This window comes from uncultured Porphyromonas sp. (genome assembly GCF_938039215.1).
Lineage (GTDB): Bacteria > Bacteroidota > Bacteroidia > Bacteroidales > Porphyromonadaceae > Porphyromonas.
In genome coordinates this window covers 63,534-76,797 of sequence record NZ_CALHVI010000020.1, presented here as the reverse complement: position 1 = coordinate 76,797, position 13,264 = coordinate 63,534, and the positions used below count along the sequence as shown (strand labels likewise).

Sequence of the window (13,264 nt, the reverse complement as noted above, 5' to 3'; positions counted from 1 at the left end):
GTGGAGACCTCTCGTCGACTCCTCAGGAGAATAGGAGCGCTTGCCCTACCCAACATTCTCTCCAACGTCACCGTCCCCCTGCTGATGCTCGCCGACACGGCGATGGCAGGGCGCATGGAGCAAGCTGAGAGCATCGCTGCCGTGGCTATCGGAGCCGCGATCACACAGTTTGTCATCGGGGTCTGGAGTCTCCTTCGCATGGGGACTACTGGCTTCACGGCTCAAGCTTGGGGAGCGTGCGATGCGAAGGCACTGCTTCGTCAGTTGGCTTCGGGCTCGATCATTGCGCTGGTGATCGGACTGCTCCTCGTCTTCCTTCGTCCCCTCTACATTACTCCTGCAGCGACCCTGCTTCAGGGAAGTGCTTCGCTGCAACTCCCAGAGGCTCAAGTCTACCTCCATTACTCCTTCCTAGGAGCTCCCGCAGCGCTCCTGCTCTATGTCCTCAACGGATGGCTCATCGGTGTCCAGCGGATGAAGCTCGTCATGAGCGTGAGCATCCTCTGCAATCTCCTCAACATCCTCTTCAGCTACCTCCTTGCTTTCCCCGCTGAGCTAGGCGTGGGAGGCCTTGCTCTGGGCACTGCTCTTGCGCAGTACTGTGCCGTGGGGCTTCTGCTCATCGGAGCTGTGCGAAGTCAAGGACGCATCCTTAGACTCCTTCGCCACGACCTCGTGTGGCACCCCCCGACGCTGCTCCGCTACTTCCATGTCGGGAAGTACCTCCTCATCCGCACACTTCTCCTACAGGCGGTAACGCTCTCCTTCATCCGCTATGGTGGGATGATCGGGGTCACAACCTTAGCGGCGAATAGCCTGCTGATGCAGCTTTTCACCCTCTTCTCCTACTTCATGGATGGGCTAGCCTATGCTGCCGAAGCCCTTGTGGGCGAAGCCATCGGAGCCCGAGCCCACAAGCGTCTTGGAGAGACCGTCTCGCTCGTCCTACGCACGGGCGCTGTGACGGCGCTCACCGTCTCCCTCCTCTACCTCGCCATCCCTCACCCCTTCCTCACACTCCTGACGGATAAGGAGGAAGTCCTTCGCCGAGCCCTCGAGTACAGCTATTGGATGGGGGCGGTGCCTCTGGTATCCTTTGGAGCCTTCCTCTGGGATGGCATCCTCGTAGGAGCCACGGACAGTAGGACGATGGGAGTAGCGATGATCTTCGCTGCGATGACGTTCTTCCTCGTAGCTCAGCTCACGCTCGTCCCCTTCGGGGTGCATGGCCTCTGGCTTGCCTTCCTCGCCTATCTCCTCGTGCGAAGCCTCCTTGAGCATCGATGGGGCTCTCGACTCATCCGGAGCTATGGAAAGGCTTGATAGGCCTAGACTTACTATATTTGTCTGCATTTTTAATTTTTCCAATCCCTAATATGGCTTTTCCTCGTCTCGTCCGCATGTCCTCCCAGGCGTATATCCTGAGACTCCGTGAGGGCTTATGGCTTCCGCTATTTATACTGCTTCTGAATGCTTTCTTCTTGGTGCACTATCTACCGCACTCAGGAGAATTTGCAGGAGAGAGCTTGCTGTCTGGCTATTTATTCATTGCTGCAAAGAGCTTATTTCGCTCAATCCTATGGGCCAGCCTCTTCTGGTGGATCTATACCATTCCTAAGAGGGGGCGCATCCGCTCTTTCCTAGGAGGACTCTTCTGTGGGCTCACGATCCTTCTCCACTATCTTGAGAGTTTCCTCGTCAGCGTGTATGGCATGTGCTATTCGCACTCTGTCCTGCTGGCTATCGCAGGGACCAACCCTTCTGAAGCTTCAGAATTCTGGAGTTCGTCCGTTTCATTTTCCCCGCTGGTGCGCCCTACGCTTGAGATCATCGTCTCAGCCTTCATTGCGCTATCTCTAAAGGCTCTGTACCAGCGCTGGGCTAAGAAGAGGAACCGAGAGACGAAGCCAGCACAAGGGACGCTTGCACTCTACATCCTCTCGATCATCTGCTCTCTGCTGATCCTTACCTTCCCGACGCGCAAGACTTACGAATGGGTACAGCTTTTTGGGACGGCTTTTGACCAAACAATTAGCCCTATGGATCGCCTCCTCTGGAATACGATCGGCTTTGCACAGGAGACTCGAAAGATCCAAGAGGGTGTAGAGAACATGAGGAACATTGACCTAGGACAGCTCACCCACGAGAATCGCCTAGATAACACCTCCATAGTCGTCATCATCGGTGAGACGCTCCGTCGAGACTACATGCACTGCTACGGATACCCTCTGAGCAACACACCTCATCTTGACTCGCTCCTGAAGACGGGGGACATGATCCGCTATAGCGATGTCATCAGTCCTGCGGGCAATACGATTGAGTCGCTTACTCAAGTACTGACCATGCAGCTCTCTGGTAGCCCCAAGCCTTGGTACGAACATCCAACTTTGACCACTATTCTCTCTAAGGCTGGCTACACTACATACTGGACGAGTAACCAAGAGAGTACGGGGGCGATCGTCCAGCCTCTGAACATAATAGCCTCACTTGCTGATAGCGTGAAGTATGTCCACCCCCGCTCCATCGATGGCGATAGAGACTCCGCTGCCAGATACTTTGACGAAGCTGTGCTGAAAGACCTGCACTATGCAGGGGTCAATGGGAAGCCCTTCGTACAGTTTGTCCATCTCGAGGGGTCACACCCGATATATAGCAAGCGATTCCCCAAGGAGTTCGCCCGCTTCGGTGTGAAAGATATTCCCCAGCAGTTCGGAGACGAGCGAGATCAGATCCTTTCGGACTATGTCAATAGTGTCTACTACAATGACTACGTCGTCTCGGAGATCATACGCAAGTACAGCCAGAAGGACGCTCTTGTCATCTACTTTGCAGACCATGGAGAGATCCTCTTTGACGATCCATCTCAGCCCCATTTTAGTGGTCATGGACTTCATCCTTCGGGGGTATCTGTCCCCTTCCTCGTCTATCTCTCCCCCTCTCTGAAGGCTAAGTATCCAGACCTCTACCCTCAGCTGGAGCAGTCCAAGGAGCTCCCCATCATGAACGATCTCTTCACGCATGCCTTCTGCGACCTTCTGGGGATCAAGACCAAGTTCACTGATCCTAAGCTGAACTTCTTCTCCTCGAGCTACGACAGCCATCGCCCTAGAGTAATAAAGAGCATGGGCAAGATACTTCGGATGTAGCCCGCAGGGGTAATGAGAGAGGCGAAGTAGGCCGAACCTAGCAGGACTAAGAATAGGACTTCCTCGAAGGCGATACAGCACCACCGAGAAGGCTAGAAGATCAACCCGCTGGGACTTACAGTAGCGCCTCCCATGGGGTACTATTGTAGACGCTTGACAGTCTACAGTAGTACCCCTTTTGCTTTTCTAGAAGCCCCATTCTAAGGGCTTCTAGAGCAGGGCCTTCGAAGGATCATTTTCCCCTTCTCCTGCGCAGCAGTAGGCGATGAGTTTCTCCTTCAAAGGGAACCCCATACTTCCGCCCCTTTAGGCTCCACCTCTTCCCCCTCACAATCAGCGGATTACCCTGAGCGCTACCGCTCTTGAAGGAGCCCGATCGCCCCCGATTATCAGAAAAGAGGTATCTTTGGTAGATAGTATGCCTTCCTAGAGGCATATAGACCCGTTTTTGATGGTGCAGATGAGATTGACGAAGTATAACGATTACCTCAAACTAAGCTATATCCTGCTCCTAGGAGTTCTCCATACGCTCCCCGTGTGGGGACAGAGCTCACAGAGGAGGAATGACCGTAGCGAACTCAAAGAAAAAGCCCAGGAATACTACTACCAAGGTGTACTGGCTCAACTTGCTTCCAAGACCATGGAGGCCTTTGACCTGCTTCGTCATGCCCATAGCCTTGACCCTACCGATCCTGCTATTGCGTTCATGCTGGGAGGCAACTACTCCCAGCAGGGCATGAGTGAACGTGCTCTGCCCCTACTGGAGCAAGCCTATGCCGCTGACTCGGCTAACCGCACCTATGCACGAGCGCTCTCCACAGCCTACATCGAAGCGAACCGCATGCACGATGCACTGCTGGTCAATGAGCGTCTCAGTCAAGTCGACCCCGAAGATGACGATATACGCTATCGTCTGATCCAGCTCTACGCTCGCACGGGCGAGCTCAAGAAAGGCATTCAGATGGCTACGGAACTGCAGAAGCGTTTCCGCTCGATCCCCGAAGCCTATGGACAGCTCACCAAGCTCAAGATCCAGCTCATCGCCCTGACCAAGGACAAGAAGGCCATAGCCCAAGAGTACCGCACTTGGTCGGAGCTCTACCCCGAAGATCGTCGCACCTACTACGACTGGATCCTCTATCTCCTCGAAGAGGGTGAAGTCAAGGAGGCTGAGAAGCAGGTCCTCAAGGACGTGCGCTCGGGTCGCATCACAGAGAGCGAAGCCTGCATCCTGAAGGTACACCGCCTCATCATCCAGAAGGACTTCGCTGAAGCCGAAGCCCAGCTTGCTCGTCTCAGCACCGACAAGAAGATACCCGTAGGGGAGAAGCTCGCCCTGTGGCTTCACCTCAGCGAAGAAGCCAAGGGAAGCGAAGGCTACAATATGAGCAAGATCCTCGGTCACATACGGGATCTAGTCGAGATCTACCCCGAAGACCTTCCCTTGCTAAAGAGCTACGCCCAAGCACTTCGCTATACCGAGCGGTACCAAGAGGCTTATGACCTACTTCTACCCCAAAGCAAGCTCCACCCCAGCGAGAGCTGGATCTGGGACGAACTCCTCAATGCCTCCATCGGTCTCACTTCGGATAGTCTGACGACCCAGACCGCTCAGGCAGCCCTACCCCACCTCGCTACCGACTGGCGCATCTACATCATCCTCGCAGGAGACCTCTTCCGACAGGACAAGTACCAAGGTGCTATGGATATCCTCGAGCAGGGGATCAAGGCCATCGAGCCCAAGATCGGGGAGGGAGCCGCTCGCCTCTACAGCTTACTCGCCGACCTCTATGCCGAGCGAGGGGGAGCAGAGAAGGCTCAGCGTGCCGATAGCCTCTACCTCCAAGCCATCGAAGCGAACCCGCAGGATGCCGAGGCCCTGAACAACTATGCCTACCGCCTAGCTAAGTCTGGGCGGGATCTAGACAGCGCCGAGCGCTACGCTGGCCAAGCTATCAAGATCGCCCCCAACGAGGCCTACATCCTCGACACCTATGCCTATATCCTGCTTCTGAGGAAGAACTATACCCTTGCTAAGCTCTACCAGCGTAGAGCCCTCAGTTCGACCGAGCCCGACAAGATCTCCCCAGACATGTATGATCACATGGGGGACATCTATCTAGGCCTCGGCGAATACCCCGAAGCCATCGAAGCATGGGAGCAAGCCCTCACGGCCTTCAAGGCTAAGGGAGCCGATCCTGCGGTGCTCCGTGGGATCGAGAAGAAAATAACGGAAGCCAAGAAGGCTCAAAAGACTAAGTAAGATGACCTCAACCATAGCCCGCACCCTGCGGTCTACTCGCCGGGCTCTACTTGGCAAGACGTTAGCTCTTGCCGCTGGAGCCTTCCTCCTCTCTCTCTCAAGCTGTGGACTCCTACAGCGCACGAGCGAGACTGACGAGCCGACGACAGCTCGCCCCATAGACACCTCGAGAGAAGCCCGCCTCCGAGCCTTCCAGAGTGCTCCCGCCTATGCCTCTACCCTAAGAGGGGCACTGAGCGCCGAGCTCTTCCTCAAGAAGGACAACTTCTCCTCCAAGGTCAATGCCACCATCCTCAAGGGCCAAGGGATCTACTGGTCCGTCGTCCCCTTCCCCTTGATCGAAGCTGCCCGAGTATGGTTCACCCGTGAGGGGGTTACAGCTATCGACAAGCTCCACGGACGCTATGCCGAGGTTAGCTACCAAGAGCTCTCCGAGCTCATCGGCTTCCCCGTACGCTACGATGATGTCGAGCGCCTGCTCCTCGGCAAGCCCTTCTTCCCCAGCGGAGCCCGAGGCACGAAGGGGGGAGCCTTCAGCTACAGCATCACCGAGTCGGGAGGTACCGATGCCGAAGCCTATCTACAAGTGGCTCGCCAAGGGGGTAAGCAGGACTATCACCTTCGCTGGCTCCTCAATGCCCAGCACCAGCCTACCTACTTCGCTGTCACCGAGCAGCTCCAGACGGGCCTCCCAGTCTTCTCGCTCAGCTACGAGCAGAGCGCAGCCTCTCTGGAGAGTCATCTAGCTCAGCGCACGACTCTCTTCCTCGGTAAGACCTCCGCCCCAGCACTAACCATCGACTGGAGCAAGCTCCGTCCTTACACGGGCGAAGTCCCCGACATCACCCCCCGAGTCAAAGACGGCTACCAGCGTATCAGTCTCTCTGAGCTCATCAAGCTCTTGCCCTCGCTATGATCGCCACCCTCTTCGCTAGATACCGCCATCGGTTAGGGCAGGCTCTTCTCCTCGTCTGCCTCCTACTCTCCGTAGCCCCTGCCTCCGCTCAAGCTCGCAAGTCAAAGACACTCCAGCGCCTCGAGCAGGAGCGCAAGCAGCTACTCCGAAACATCGAAGCCTCCGACAAGAAGCTCCAGCAGCTCCGCAAGGATACCCGAAGCCAAGAGCAGACCCTGCGTGCTGTGAAGGAGCAGGTCGAGCAGCGTCGGCAGGTCGTCGCCATCCTCGGCAATGAGATCAGTGGCCTGCAGGCACGCATCGACACCCTCTCGGGGCATATCGGCAGGCTCCACCGTCGCGAGGGAGCACTCCTGCTGCGCTATCGGGCGGCACTCCTACAGCTCCAGAGGATCGACACCCATATAGACCCGCTGGTCTTCGTACTCTCCTCTCGGACTCCCTCCGAGGCGAGAGAGCGCCAGCGCTTCCTCTCTCGCTATACCAAGGCGGTACGTGAGGCCTCCGAGGCACTACGTACCACCCGCACCGAGATCGAAGCTACCAAGGCCGAAGTAGGACGCACGCATTCGGAGAAGGAGCACCTCCTCTCGCTCCGTGAAGCAGAGAAGCGCAAGCTCGAGCAGGAGGAAGTCCAGCGTTCTGCCCAAGTGAAGGATCTTCGAGGCCAACAGAAACAGCTCGCCCAAGACCTCTCCAAGCAGCGCAAGCGTGCCGAAGAGCTTGATCGCAAGATCCAGCAGCAGGTAGAGGCCGAGATCCTCGCCGCCCAGCGCCGTGCTGCCGAAGCTCAGCGCCGTGCCGAAGAGGCTCGCCGTCGTCGTGAGGCTCAGCGCCAAGGGCAGAGCTCCGGCGAGACCGCCTCTTCCTCCAAGGATAAAGGGAAGGGCTCCAAGGGCAAGACCACTAGCCCCAGCACCCCACCTAGCCAAGCGACCGAACCCGAGCCCGAGGAGCGCCGTGCTGCTACTCCTGGGGGCTACGCCATGGATGCCAACGAGCGAGCACTTGCCTCCTCCTTCGCTCAGAACAAGGGTCGCCTCCCTGCACCTATCCGTGGCTCCTACTCGATCCTCCGCACCTTCGGTGTGCATCAGCACTCCGAGCACAACCGTGTGCAGGTCAATAGCAGTGGCGTGGACTTCGGTCTGCAGGGCGATAGCCGAGCCTATGCCGTCTTCACTGGTGTCGTCAGTCGGGTATTCATGATCCCTGGCTATGGCACCGCCTTGATCCTGAGACACGGGAACTATCTGACGGTCTATGCCAACCTCAGTAGCGTCTCCGTCTCCAGTGGCTCACGGGTCTCTACGGGGCAAGTCTTAGGCTCCGTCGGTGCTAGCCCCGACGGATCGGGAGGACGACTACTTCACTTCCAGCTCTGGCACGAGCGTACCAAACTCAACCCGCTCGCATGGATAAAAAGGTAGTCGCTACTATTGGATCCTTCGACGGAGTTCATCTCGGGCATCAGTCGCTCTTCGCTCAGATGAAGGCCTATGCCTCTTCATTCCCCGAGACCGAACTCCTAGCGATCACCTTCGATCCCTATCCTGCCGATGTCCTTCAGACGAAGGGTGAGCCCGAGCACATCATGCCGACAGCTGTGCGGGATAGCCTCCTACGAGCACTTGGTCTGAGCGTTCACCTCCTTCACTTCACTCCAGAGCTAGCGGCTAAGAGCGCCCAAGTCTTCATGGAGGAAGTCCTCCATCGTGAGCTCGGGGTGACCGACCTCGTCCTCGGCTACGACAACCGTTTTGGTCACGGAGCAAAGCTAGAGCTCACGGACTACCAAGAGCTCGGTGCCCCTCTGGGCATCACCGTCCTGCAGGCTGAGCCCCTAGCGAGGGAGCAGCAGACCTTCAGCTCGACCCTCATCAAGGGGCTGATACGTAGCGGAGCGATGCCACGAGTGACGGAGATCCTCTCCCGTCCCTTCAGCTTCTTTGGCTCTGTCGTCGAAGGGCTACATCTGGGACGCAAGCTCGGCTACCCGACAGCCAATATCGCTCTCGCTGACCGCCGTCAGATCTATCCTCCCCACGGGGTCTATGCCTCGACCCTCAGCCTCAGAGGAGCACAGGGCTTCGAGGAGCGCCTTGAGGCCATGCTCTACATTGGTCAGCGCCCGACGATCGGCGGTGATCTAGAGCGGACGATCGAGGTGCACATCCTCGACTTCAACGACAATATCTATGGGCGAGAAGTGCGGGTAGAAGTGCTTGAGCAGCTACACCCCGAGCACAAGTTCTCATCCACGGAAGCTCTTCGTGAGGCACTCCAGCGCTATGAGGTGGAGGTGCGAGCCTACTTTGAGCGATCCCATCATCTTGATGACTAACGAACCATACCGATGCAGATCCAGAATCTACACGTAGCCATCGTACAGGAGCACTTTGGCCTAGGCGGAGGGGACCAAGTCTCCTCTGACACGGGACTATTGCTTGCCTCTATGGGGATCCATACCCACTACTACTGCTGTAGTATCAAGCACGAGGAATGGCGACTTCCTCATCCTACACTGACCTCCCTGCATCTCCTACCCGACACGGCTCGGCTCTGGAGCGAGGAGAACGTAGACTTCCTGCTCCGAGATACCACCGAGCAGCACATCCAAGTACTCATCTTCCCCACAGCCCATACCAATCCCTATTGGGATCGACTACGAGCCTCTTCGCTCAAGCTCATCTACTGGTCGCATGGAGCCCCCTTCTGGGAAGAGATCCTTGAATATCCAGCAAGAAAGATGCGGGCTCGCCGCAGCTTCATGAAGCGCCTAGAGTGGATACTCCTTCGTCAGTGGAAGTATCGATGGCAACGAGCCTTCAGCAACCATATCGAGGAGAAGTACCGAGCGATCATCCGCAGCGTAGACCGCTTCATCACCCTCTGCCCCGAGTACAGCGAGGAGATCGCACAGAGGCTAGAGCTCAGTGACGAAGACCGCTCCAAACTCGTGGCTCTAACGAATACCCTTCCTATTCTCCCCGACCCCCAGCTCAAGAAGGAAAAGAAGGTCGTCTACATGGGACGACTCTCTCCAGAGGACAAGATGGTATCTCGCCTCATCCGAATCTGGGCGCTCCTAGAGAAGGAGCTTCCCGACTGGACGCTAGAGATCCATGGTAGGGGAACAGAAGAGGAAGCACTGCGGCGTATGATCTCCCGCTACGGGCTCAAGCGAGCACGCCTCTGTGGCTACTGCGCCGAGCCCGAGCGTGTCTATCGTGAAGCCGCTATCGTAGCTCTGACCTCCACCATAGAGGGAGTTCCCTTGGTGCTCCTTGAGGCACAGAACAACGGATGCGTGCCGATAGCCTTCGATTGCTGTGCTGGTATGCGATTCGTCACAGGCAAAGATGGAGAGTTCGGACGGCTCGTCCCCTCCTTCGACCTCAAGCTCTATGCTGAGCGGCTCAAGGAGCTCTGCCAAGACGAAGCCCTCAGAGCTCGGCTACAAGAAGCCTGCCTGCGGAAGCGCTTGGATTATGAGCCCGAGCAGAATTTCTCCCGATGGAGAGCACTCCTCGAGGAACTATAGCGTGCACCCAACCCACCATTCATCCCCTAGAGATCCCCGACTATGAAGAAAGTCCTGATTGATCAAGAGCGACTTCGCTACCCCTACTGTGGGCTAGCCTACTACTGCCGCTGTCTCGAGACGGGGCTTCGGGAGCTCCCGACAGAGGGGTTCAAGTGCTCCTTCTACCGTCCTCAAGAGGGAGAGAGCAAGGATGTGGTTAGCTTCCGTCGCCTGCACAAGTACTTCAATCCTACCCCACTTCGCTTCGACCTGCTCCACGTGACGCACCAGCTCCAGCGCTACTTCCCTCAGAGCTGGAGCACAAAGCGCCTAGTGACGCTACACGACCTCAACTTCCTGCACGAGGATCTCGAAGAGCATCGTCGAGCTAAGCTCCAACGCATTGCGACGAAGAACCTCCGCCAAGCAGATGCCATCGTCTGTATCTCGGACTTCGTGCGCCAAGACTTAGAGGCTAATCTGGAGCTCTTCCCCCTACGCAAGGGTACCACTATCCATATCGTCCACAACGGGATCTTCCTTCCCGATGAGGAGCAGCTCCGAGCCCTCCCCACAGAAGGGATCATCCCTAAGAACCCTTACCTCCTTGCCCTAGGAGTTCTCTTCGACAAGAAGCAACAGCACCTACTCATCGAGATGCTTCGCCACCTTCCCGAAGAGCTTCACCTAGTGCTTGTCTATTCGGAAGCTAAGTCCGAATACAAGGCACGTATCGATCGGCTGATCCGAGAGACGGGCACGGCCGACCGCATCCACCTCTACGAGGCCGTGCCTCATGAGGTCAAGGATACCCTACTCTATCACTGCAAGGCGCTTGTCCACCCCTCCAAGGCCGAAGGCTTCGGTCTCCCCGTCGTCGAAGCTATGGCGCTGGGGAAACCCCTCTTCCTTCGCCCCATGACCAGCCTCCCTGAGATCGGAGGGGAAGAGGCTTATTATTTCGACTCCACGGCACCCGAGGATATGGCCGAGCTCGTCCAGCGTGGGCTCAAAGACTTCGAGCATGAGCCCCGCCGATCGGAGCGCCTGAAGGAGCGAGCCCAGCGACTCTTCAGCTACCAGCACATGGCCGAGGGCTACGCTTCCATCTATCGCCAACTACTCCATCTCTAGCATCATGCTGCTCAAGAACATCACCATCTCTGGCCTCGGAGGCGTAGGCGGCTACTACGGAGCTATGCTCGTAGAGGCTGCCCGTCAGGAAGGCTTAGGCCGTACCATCAGCTTCGTCGCTCGGGGAGCCCATCTCGAGGCTATTCGTTCCCGAGGGCTCCATGTACATACGCCTGCCCGAGACTTCACCGTCCGCCCCGACTTCATCGCCGAAGATCCAAGCCAGCTCCCAGCGACAGACCTGCTGATCCTTGCGACGAAGAGCTACGATCTCAGAGCCAATCTCGAGCAGCTCCGCCCGATCATTACGCCGAAGACCATCATCCTACCCCTGCTCAACGGCGCCGACATCACCGACCAGATCCAAGCGATCCTACCCGAGGCTCGGGTGTGGGACGGCTGCGTCTACATCTCGGGGCGCAAGCCTGCCCCAGGGGAAATCCTTCTGGAGGCGGAGCGTGAACTCTTCTTCTTCGGAGAGCGCACCGAGGAGCGAACGGAGGAGGAGAAGGAACTTGCCTCGCTGCTTGACTCCGTGCGGGTGCACGTCATCAACCCCGACCACATCGAGGAGCACATACGTAAGAAGTTCCTCATGATCTCGGCTACGGCCACGGGTACGTCCTACTTCAACCAGACGGTAGGCGATGCACTGAAGGAGCACCCCGAAGAGATGCGCCAGCTCATCGTCGAGCTCTGCCAGCTCTTCTCAGCTATGGGCTACGATCTGGGCGAAGACGCAGTCGAGCGTACCATCGAGCGACAGACCTTCATGATCCCCACGAGCACGAGCTCCATGCACGTGGACTTCATAGCGGGTCGCCCCACGGAGCTGGAGAACCTCACGGGCTACGTCGTGCGTGCTGCCCGTTCGCTCGGCCTTTCGCTTCCGACCTACGAACGTATGTACAAGGCCCTAGCCACCGAGAGCTATCCCCCTCAGATTCACTAAACAGCTATATACACACGACTATGCGAACAAGACTTCCCCTTCTGGCTCTGCTTCTTGCCGTGAGCTTCCTCTCGGCCTCAGCCCAACACTTCTCGAGCTTCTTCCGAGACAGCACGCTTCGTCTGGACTACATCCTCTCGGGCAATTCGGAGAAGACGGAGATCACGCCCGACGAACATCACCTCCTCTCGGGCTGGGCAGGTAGGCGCTACCATCTCGACAGCCTCGCCCTGAGAGGCAACGCCCAGCTCTACGTGCATGACGAAGCTTCGGGCAAACTCATCTACGCCTTCTCCTTCAATCCGCTCTACCTCGAATGGCGGCAGACTCCGCTTGCCAAGACCGAGCGTCGCACCTACGAAGAGGTTCTTCGGATCCCCTACCCCAAGGCACCCGTCCGTGTGAAGCTCGTCCTCTGCGATGCCGAGCAGCGTCCACTGGCCGAGCAGACGCAGCGCATCGACCCTCAGGACATCCTCATCCGTGACCACACGGGCAAGCCCGCCCTTCCGCACAAATACCTTGTCCATTCGGGCGACAGCAAGGAGTGCATTGACCTCGCGATCCTGGCCGAAGGCTATACGGAAGCGGAGATGGATACCTTCCTCAAGGATGCCGAAGCCGCCACGGAAGCACTCTTCTCCTACGAGCCCTTCAAGAGCTACCGCCAGCACTTCAATGTCGTAGCGGTCTTCTCCTCCTCTGAGGAATCGGGAGTTGCCGTACCTCGTCAGAAGCGCTGGCCTCGCACGGCCTTCTCGTCGCACTTCGACACCTTCTACTCCGACCGCTACCTGACGACGCGCCAAGTCAAGGCCATCAATAACGCCCTGATCGGCATCCCGTACGAGCACCTGATCATCCTCGCCAACAGCGATGTCTACGGCGGTGGCGGGATGTACAACTCCTACCTACTGAGCTCGACGCACCACAAGTGGTACCTTCCCGTGGTCGTGCACGAGTTCGGTCACAGCTTCGGCGGGCTGACGGACGAGTACTTCCACGAGGGCGACCTGGCAGCGGCGAGCGAACACGCCATGACCGTAGAACCTTGGGAGCAGAACGTCACCAACCTCAAGGACTTCTCGGGCAAGTGGTCGCATCTGATCAAGAAGGGCACGCCACGGCCTACCCCCGACAAGCTGCAGAAGAAGTACCCCGTTGGGCTCTACGAAGGGGGCGCTTATCTCTCCAAGGGCATGTACCGAGCCAGCTACAACTGCCGCATGCGCACCAACGACACGCCGGACTTCTGTCCCGCCTGCCACCTCGCCCTCGGCAAGGTCATCGACTACCACCTTCCTCCACGGAAGAAGTAACGGCTTCG

At 57.6% G+C, this 13,264-nt stretch carries 10 protein-coding genes; all 10 read left to right on the top strand.

What is annotated here, in order from left to right; genetic code table 11:
- The 10 genes from Q0336_RS02770 to Q0336_RS02725 all read left to right on the top strand — a co-directional run bounded on the left by Q0336_RS02770 (position 1) and on the right by Q0336_RS02725 (position 13,256).
- On the top strand, positions 1-1,323 hold the full coding sequence (locus Q0336_RS02770; RefSeq protein WP_298525397.1) for an MATE family efflux transporter: 1,323 nt from the start codon (positions 1-3) through the stop codon (positions 1,321-1,323).
- Between the two features lie 389 nt (positions 1,324-1,712).
- On the top strand, positions 1,713-3,146 hold the full coding sequence (locus Q0336_RS02765; protein WP_298525396.1) for a phosphoethanolamine transferase: 1,434 nt from the start codon (positions 1,713-1,715) through the stop codon (positions 3,144-3,146).
- 460 nt (positions 3,147-3,606) lie between these two features.
- Complete coding sequence (locus Q0336_RS02760; protein WP_298525444.1) at positions 3,607-5,409, top strand: tetratricopeptide repeat protein; 1,803 nt, start codon at positions 3,607-3,609, stop codon at positions 5,407-5,409.
- Between the two features lies 1 nt (position 5,410).
- On the top strand, positions 5,411-6,325 hold the full coding sequence (locus Q0336_RS02755) for a DUF4292 domain-containing protein (protein ID WP_298525394.1): 915 nt from the start codon (positions 5,411-5,413) through the stop codon (positions 6,323-6,325).
- Positions 6,322-7,755, top strand: coding sequence for a peptidoglycan DD-metalloendopeptidase family protein (locus Q0336_RS02750; protein ID WP_298525392.1), 1,434 nt, complete (start codon positions 6,322-6,324; stop codon positions 7,753-7,755). The genes Q0336_RS02755 and Q0336_RS02750 overlap by 4 nt, the downstream gene beginning before the upstream one ends.
- The gene (ribF, locus tag Q0336_RS02745) at positions 7,740-8,669 is read left to right on the top strand and encodes a riboflavin biosynthesis protein RibF (RefSeq protein WP_298525390.1); all 930 of its coding nucleotides are present in this window, start codon (positions 7,740-7,742) and stop codon (positions 8,667-8,669) included. The genes Q0336_RS02750 and ribF overlap by 16 nt, the downstream gene beginning before the upstream one ends.
- A gap of 12 nt (positions 8,670-8,681) precedes the next feature.
- Entirely contained in the window at positions 8,682-9,869 is a 1,188-nt protein-coding gene (locus Q0336_RS02740; RefSeq protein ID WP_298525388.1) for a glycosyltransferase, read from the top strand.
- 42 nt (positions 9,870-9,911) lie between these two features.
- On the top strand, positions 9,912-10,985 hold the full coding sequence (locus Q0336_RS02735; RefSeq protein WP_298525387.1) for a glycosyltransferase family 1 protein: 1,074 nt from the start codon (positions 9,912-9,914) through the stop codon (positions 10,983-10,985).
- Positions 10,986-10,989: 4 nt separating this feature from the next.
- A complete protein-coding gene (locus Q0336_RS02730; RefSeq protein ID WP_298525385.1) occupies positions 10,990-11,937 on the top strand; it encodes a 2-dehydropantoate 2-reductase in 948 nt (315 codons plus the stop codon).
- 20 nt (positions 11,938-11,957) lie between these two features.
- Entirely contained in the window at positions 11,958-13,256 is a 1,299-nt protein-coding gene (locus Q0336_RS02725) for a M64 family metallopeptidase (protein WP_298525383.1), read from the top strand.
- The last annotated feature ends 8 nt before the right edge of the window (positions 13,257-13,264 follow it).

Excerpts from the sequence above, each read along its gene's own strand:
- Q0336_RS02755 (WP_298525394.1), top strand. The coding sequence starts at position 5,411 with ATGACCTCAACCATAGCCCGCACCCTGCGGTCTACTCGCCGGGCTCTA.
- Q0336_RS02730 (WP_298525385.1), top strand. The coding sequence starts at position 10,990 with ATGCTGCTCAAGAACATCACCATCTCTGGCCTCGGAGGCGTAGGCGGC.
- Q0336_RS02740 (WP_298525388.1), top strand. The coding sequence starts at position 8,682 with ATGCAGATCCAGAATCTACACGTAGCCATCGTACAGGAGCACTTTGGC.
- Q0336_RS02750 (WP_298525392.1), top strand. The coding sequence starts at position 6,322 with ATGATCGCCACCCTCTTCGCTAGATACCGCCATCGGTTAGGGCAGGCT.
- Q0336_RS02735 (WP_298525387.1), top strand. The coding sequence starts at position 9,912 with ATGAAGAAAGTCCTGATTGATCAAGAGCGACTTCGCTACCCCTACTGT.
- Q0336_RS02725 (WP_298525383.1), top strand. The coding sequence starts at position 11,958 with ATGCGAACAAGACTTCCCCTTCTGGCTCTGCTTCTTGCCGTGAGCTTC.
- ribF (WP_298525390.1), top strand. The coding sequence starts at position 7,740 with ATGGATAAAAAGGTAGTCGCTACTATTGGATCCTTCGACGGAGTTCAT.
- Q0336_RS02765 (WP_298525396.1), top strand. The coding sequence starts at position 1,713 with ATGTGCTATTCGCACTCTGTCCTGCTGGCTATCGCAGGGACCAACCCT.
- Q0336_RS02760 (WP_298525444.1), top strand. The coding sequence starts at position 3,607 with ATGAGATTGACGAAGTATAACGATTACCTCAAACTAAGCTATATCCTG.